The following is a 2,085-nucleotide window of genomic DNA, read 5'->3' on the forward strand; positions in this document are numbered from 1 at the left end:
CAGTTGCTGCGCGACAGGTCGCAAGTTGCAGAGAGAGTGGCTCTGGCCTATGTCGATCCCGAACGCAAAATAGCCGATCCTGCGGCCGCCTTGGAGGGTGCCCGGGAGATTGTGCTGGAGCGGATTGCCGAATCGGCAGAGTTGACAGGCAGGTTGCGGGAGATTTTTCGCGAGCAGGCTCTTTTGCGCTCTACGGTGGTCAAGGGCAAGGAAGAGAGCGGTGCCAAATATGCCGACTATTTTGCAGGCAGCGAGTCGCTGAAAAAGCTGCCTGGACATCGTCTGCTGGCGCTGTTGCGGGCCCAGGAGGAGGGAATACTGCGCTTGTCGCTGGATCATCCAGAGGAGCTTTCGGCTCTGGGCGAGGCGGTCACCTGCCAAGGGGTGATCCGGCAGCATCTGCAATTTGTTCCGCGTGGTCAGCCGGGAGAGCCGTGGCTGGAGGAGACAGTGCGTCAGGCGTGGCGGAAAAAGTGTAAACCGCGTCTGGAGAATGATCTGCTCAAGCAGGCAGAGGAGCAGGCGCATGCAGAGGCGATTCAGGTTTTTGCACGCAACGTCAAGGAGCTGCTGTTGGCGGCGCCAGCGGGCATGGTGCCGGTGATTGGTTTGGATCCAGGCTTGCGCACAGGGGTGAAGCTGGCGGTAGTGGATGCTACCGGCAAGGTGGTTGCTACCGATACCATCTATCCGCATCCGCCGCGCAACCAGCGCCAGGAGGCACTGACAAAGTTGGCGGAGCTTGCGCGTCGTTATGGTGTGCACCTGTTGAGTATTGGCAACGGTACTGCCTCGCGTGAGACGGAACGGCTGGTCAGCGAGCTGAGTCGTGCGCTGCCGGAGTTGGCCTTGCGTGCGGTGGTGGTCAGTGAAGCGGGAGCTTCAGTCTATTCCGCCTCGGAGTATGCGGCGACAGAGCTGCCGGATTTGGATGTGACGTTGCGTGGTGCGGTTTCGATTGCCCGGCGTTTGCAGGATCCGCTGGCAGAGTTGGTAAAAACCGATCCCCAGGCGATTGGGGTGGGTCAATATCAACATGATGTCGCCCCCCGGCGACTTTTGGCAGCCTTGGATGGGGTGGTGGAGGATGCGGTGAATGCGGTCGGGGTGGATGTGAATACCGCATCGGTGCCCTTGCTGGAGCGTGTTTCTGGTTTGAACAAAAGCATAGCCAAAAATATTGTCGCCCATCGCGAGGCGCATGGTCCATTTTTGTCGCGCCAGGCACTGCTCAAGGTAAACCGCTTTGGTCCCAAAGCTTTTGAGCAGGCTGCAGGATTTTTGCGCATTCGCAACGGCCGCACTCCGTTGGATGCCTCAGCAGTGCACCCGGAGTCCTATCCGCTGGTGGAGAGGATTTTGACGCGGCTGGAGGTTGGTATCGACCGTTTGCTGGGCAATCGGACTCTGTTGCAGAGTTTGGTGGTGGATGATTTTGTGGATGGCCGATTTGGTGCGCCCACAGTCAAGGATATTTTGGCTGAGTTGGAAAAGCCGGGCCGCGATCCCCGGCCAGAGTTTCGTTCGGCCACTTTCCGTGAGGGGGTCGAGCAGTTGCAGGATCTGCAACCGGGGATGATCCTGGAGGGTGTGGTGAGCAACGTGACCAATTTTGGGGCGTTTGTTGATGTGGGGGTGCATCAGGATGGTCTGGTGCATATTTCGGCGATGGCGCACCATTTTGTCAAAGATCCGCATACAGTGGTCAAAGCAGGAGAGGTGATCAAGGTGCGGGTGGTGGAGGTGGATGTGCAGCGACGACGGATTGCGCTGTCGATGCGTTTGCAGGAGTCAGCGGAGCTGCCGACAACAGGAATAACCGCCACTGCCGCCACAGTTGCCCCTCGGCAGAAACAGGCAGCCCAGCCGGATAAGGGCCAGAAACAGGCAGCCCAGCCCGATAAGAGCATTGCCGCCGCCTTCTCCCTGGCGCGTGCCAAATCAGGGCGCTTATGATAGTTTGTAACTATTCACCACCCAAAACTATTGCGGGTCCAGGGAGGGCACCTCCCTGGCCGGGTCCAGGGATGGAATCCCTGGGATTTTGCTTGTAATCTTTTGCCTTTGGCGCGCTTTTCAAACTAA

General features: G+C 58.6%; 1 protein-coding gene. It reads left to right on the forward strand.

Going from position 1 to position 2,085, the window contains the following annotated elements; genetic code table 11:
* The coding region (locus EJP87_RS15640; protein WP_130472782.1) for a helix-hairpin-helix domain-containing protein at positions 1–1,956 on the forward strand (1,956 nt) is incomplete at its 5' end.
* Positions 1,957–2,085: the final 129 nt, after the last annotated feature.

It is taken from the genome of Candidatus Magnetaquicoccus inordinatus (genome assembly GCF_004217665.1).
GTDB lineage: Bacteria > Pseudomonadota > Magnetococcia > Magnetococcales > Magnetaquicoccaceae > Magnetaquicoccus > Magnetaquicoccus inordinatus.